Below are 3275 nucleotides of genomic sequence, written 5' to 3'. Positions count from 1 at the left end.
TTTTTTTTCTTTTTCTCGTCGCCTCTCTTTGCGAAAGGGGAGATAAAAGAAGAAAGAGAAAGGAGTTCTTAGCAACACCGGTTTCTTAATCAGCAAGTCAATTATCGATTGCCTTCGTTCAGAAAGCGGGTGCAAAGGTAAGAACTTTATCACATATCTTCCAAATGTTTCCGAAAGTTTTTTCCTTTTTACTTTTAGAATGCTGTATTCTTGGTTGGAATTAAGGCAAAAGAAAAGAAAAACGTTGGAGTTCCTACGCCGTTTCTGTCAGAATGTCAATTTCAAGGCTTACCGTCTCTTGGAAAGCGGATGCAAAAGTAGGGCATATTACGATTCAATCCAAATATATCTATCACTTTTTCACCATATTTCTGAAACAATTTTGTAACTGACTGATTGATAAGGATGTTGTAGAACATAAATTTGAAAGGAAGTATGAAAGGGGGTGGAAGGGGATACATTATATATACGTGCGCGTAACATGTGCGCGTAGACGGAGGCGGGAAAGAGGGAAAATAGGGATATGCGGGTACGAGGAAAAGAAAAAAACAGGGGAAGAAGGGGCTGACAGGTAAGAAAAGAAAGATGAGCTCACCTACCACCTCCCCCCTACGGGGTACTCCTCCTCCCGGGAGAAGGAGAAATGAATAGAAATAGAAAGGGAGGGCATACAAAAAAAGACGGAGCTCCTCACGAAACTCCGTACTCACAAGATGAAAAGGATTAAAAAAACAATATATACTGGTTAGATGAGGTATTAGTTATCAAGTTAGGTCTTTATTTCTTTTTGGAGAAGAGTAAATGCCAGAAAGAAGGCCAAAATTCAAATCGGCTACTGAGCGTAGACTTATAGTCTTCCACTATTTTCTGGTGCAACGAGTTCAAACGATCGGTAAGCTCTATCATTTTATCTAAATCAGCTTTTAGCTTAGCCTCCCACTGAACATGCAAATAATTCTCCTCCCGCAGATCATCATTCCTTTTTGCTAATCGGGAATTCTCCTGGTAAATCCAGTCTAAATGCCCTCTCGGAATTCGCTCAATAGTTTCATCATCAGGATAGGATTGTATCGATTTTAATTCAAGAGCTCTATCGAGTTCGTCAGTATCCACCAGTGGGTCCGGATCTTCAAAAGGATCCCTCTTTAAAGAAGAGATTGTCAAATAATTGAGCCGAATCCTTTCCCGGATTAGCTCCTCAGATACGCCGTATTTTTCAGCAGCTGCTTGTATAGAAAGCCAATTAGCCATATAGTATTTGATTAATAAGTTTAAAATCAACCCTATACGGCTAATAATATATTAGTGGTACGGGGCATTACCAATCCCAACAGTCAGGTATGTGGCGCACCCTTGACACAGGACGAGTAAGCCCGTACCAATGACTGATACAGGCTACGCTCATCCGGGCATCAATTAAATTGCCACATTTAGACTGTTCCGGAAGAGGACATGACATATTATATAAGATATCATCATGTCAAATAGTTCAGTTGCAAAGATACGTTTTTTTTCACATTCAACAACAAAAGCATTCATTTGTTTCGAATTTCATCAAAAAATATTCTCTAAAAACCGTTGAGTACCTATTCTTGTTTTCCTCAGTCAAACCAGCTTTTGCCATATTCATAGCGAGTATCCCTACCCTTCCACACTACTGAAACGTCCGATTCATCGGAGTTAGCGGGTGGAAGGGATATTTTCGGACAAAGAAATGACCGCATAATAATTTCCATAACGGCTACGTGAGCGGGAAAATCCCAATGGCGCCAACAATTGGGCAAACGCATTCGAATTAACGCCCCGCATAGCGGCCGGATTCTGTCTCTTCAAAACCTTGAAAATGTCTGCCGCGGAAAGGCGTTGCACCATTTCATCCCGATCTTCGGCTGTGGCAGGACGGAAACAGGCATAAAGCACTTCTTCCATTATGCTGCGACGCTGAAACATCTTATTATGCTCCTTCAATTCATGTTCTTCTTCTGCCGTAAACCAATATCGGCCACCCTCCAGAAGCTCCCGCTTCAACTGGGCATAGATTTGTTTGTGCACAATGCGGGAACAATCTATCTTCCCCTTCACTTCCACACAGAGAAAGCGCCGGCTCCCTGTAGGATCGGATAATAAATCGAAACGGTTGCTTGTGCCTATGAAAGAAGCGATACGCGGCAGGTTGCGATAGTTTCTCTGATAGGCTTTACAAAGGTTCAGCTCCGCCATCTGCATCAGATTCTTCAGCAAAGGCATTTTAGAAGCGGGATATTTATCGAACTCGTCGAGATTCAGCAGACCCATTTCCGACATTTTGCGGGTAACGTTTCCTTTTGAAGTCAACTCCACTTCATCCGAATAGTAACGTGACAGGGTTTCGGGCATTAAACTCTTGCAGAAGGTAGATTTCAAACAGCCTTGTTTCATACTGATAAGAATAGGAGCCACACTGTTAGCATGCTTTCCCGTTATGCCCAGCCATTGCGCAGTAAGGGCAAGCAGCCATATATGGAAGTGTTTTATCCACAATGGATCAGAAGAAACACGGTGCACCAATGCTTCGAGACGGTCAATACCATCCCAGGCCGGAAGTTCGTCCAGATACAGAAGGAAAGGATGATAACCGGGTACACTGGTAGAATAGAGATAACGACTGATGTCTTTATCCCAACAGGCAATGCCCCGTGCATGCGCTTCGAGGCAGAAAGAATTCAGTTCCCGCCTGACCACAGGTGCAAAAGGCTCTCCTCTCCCATCTGCCGGACGGTATTCGGTTTCTTCCGTCAGCAAATTATAACGAAAATCGTAGATAGATTGCAGGAAGCGGTTTACCTGATCCGTCAGACTAACCGGCACGGTCTTTACACGTTCCGCAACAGGATGGTTTGCGGAACGTGTAACGGTAATATCCGTGTGCTCCACAATAGATTCCGGCTGATTTGCCAGCACTTTTTTTTCTTCTCTCCAACTCTCAAAAAAAGAGGTAATGAATCGCATTAATTTTGTCTTCATAATTCTGTTACTATTTTAGTGATTAATGCTACGAAGTTAACATCATAAAAGGCCTGTTTGCAAACGTTTTAGAGAAATCCGTTCAACTAATCAGCGCTAGTAAAGCAGGTATATATTGTTGTGATTTCACATATGGGATCATCGTCTTTTGCATAAGGCATCCGCAGCGTTTGATTATAGTCAGCAGGCTTACTGATTACTGTCAGCAAGCTTGTTGATTGCAATCAGCAAACCTGCCGACTATAATCAAACGATATGAATGGTTCGTTCAA

Annotated in this window: 2 protein-coding genes; both read right to left on the bottom strand. The window is 42.6% G+C overall.

Features of this window, described 5'->3' with window-relative positions:
- Positions 1-777 precede the first annotated feature (777 nt).
- Positions 778-1251, bottom strand: a complete 474-nt coding sequence (locus BN161_RS27110; protein WP_044272243.1) for a hypothetical protein — start codon at positions 1249-1251, stop codon at positions 778-780.
- 429 nt (positions 1252-1680) lie between these two features.
- Positions 1681-3003: a VapE domain-containing protein gene (locus tag BN161_RS27105; RefSeq protein ID WP_044272241.1), complete on the bottom strand. Its 1323-nt coding sequence runs from the start codon at positions 3001-3003 to the stop codon at positions 1681-1683.
- Positions 3004-3275 lie beyond the last annotated feature (272 nt).

Source organism: Bacteroides timonensis (assembly GCF_000513195.1).
Lineage (GTDB): Bacteria > Bacteroidota > Bacteroidia > Bacteroidales > Bacteroidaceae > Bacteroides > Bacteroides timonensis.
The sequence above is the reverse complement of the archived record's forward strand: the minus strand, read 5'-3'. Positions and strand labels throughout refer to the sequence as shown.

What these genes read in the sequence shown, in the direction of transcription:
- BN161_RS27110 (WP_044272243.1), bottom strand. Translation starts at nt 1,251, where the DNA reads ATGGCTAATTGGCTTTCTATACAAGCAGCTGCTGAAAAATACGGCGTA.
- BN161_RS27105 (WP_044272241.1), bottom strand. Translation starts at nt 3,003, where the DNA reads ATGAAGACAAAATTAATGCGATTCATTACCTCTTTTTTTGAGAGTTGG.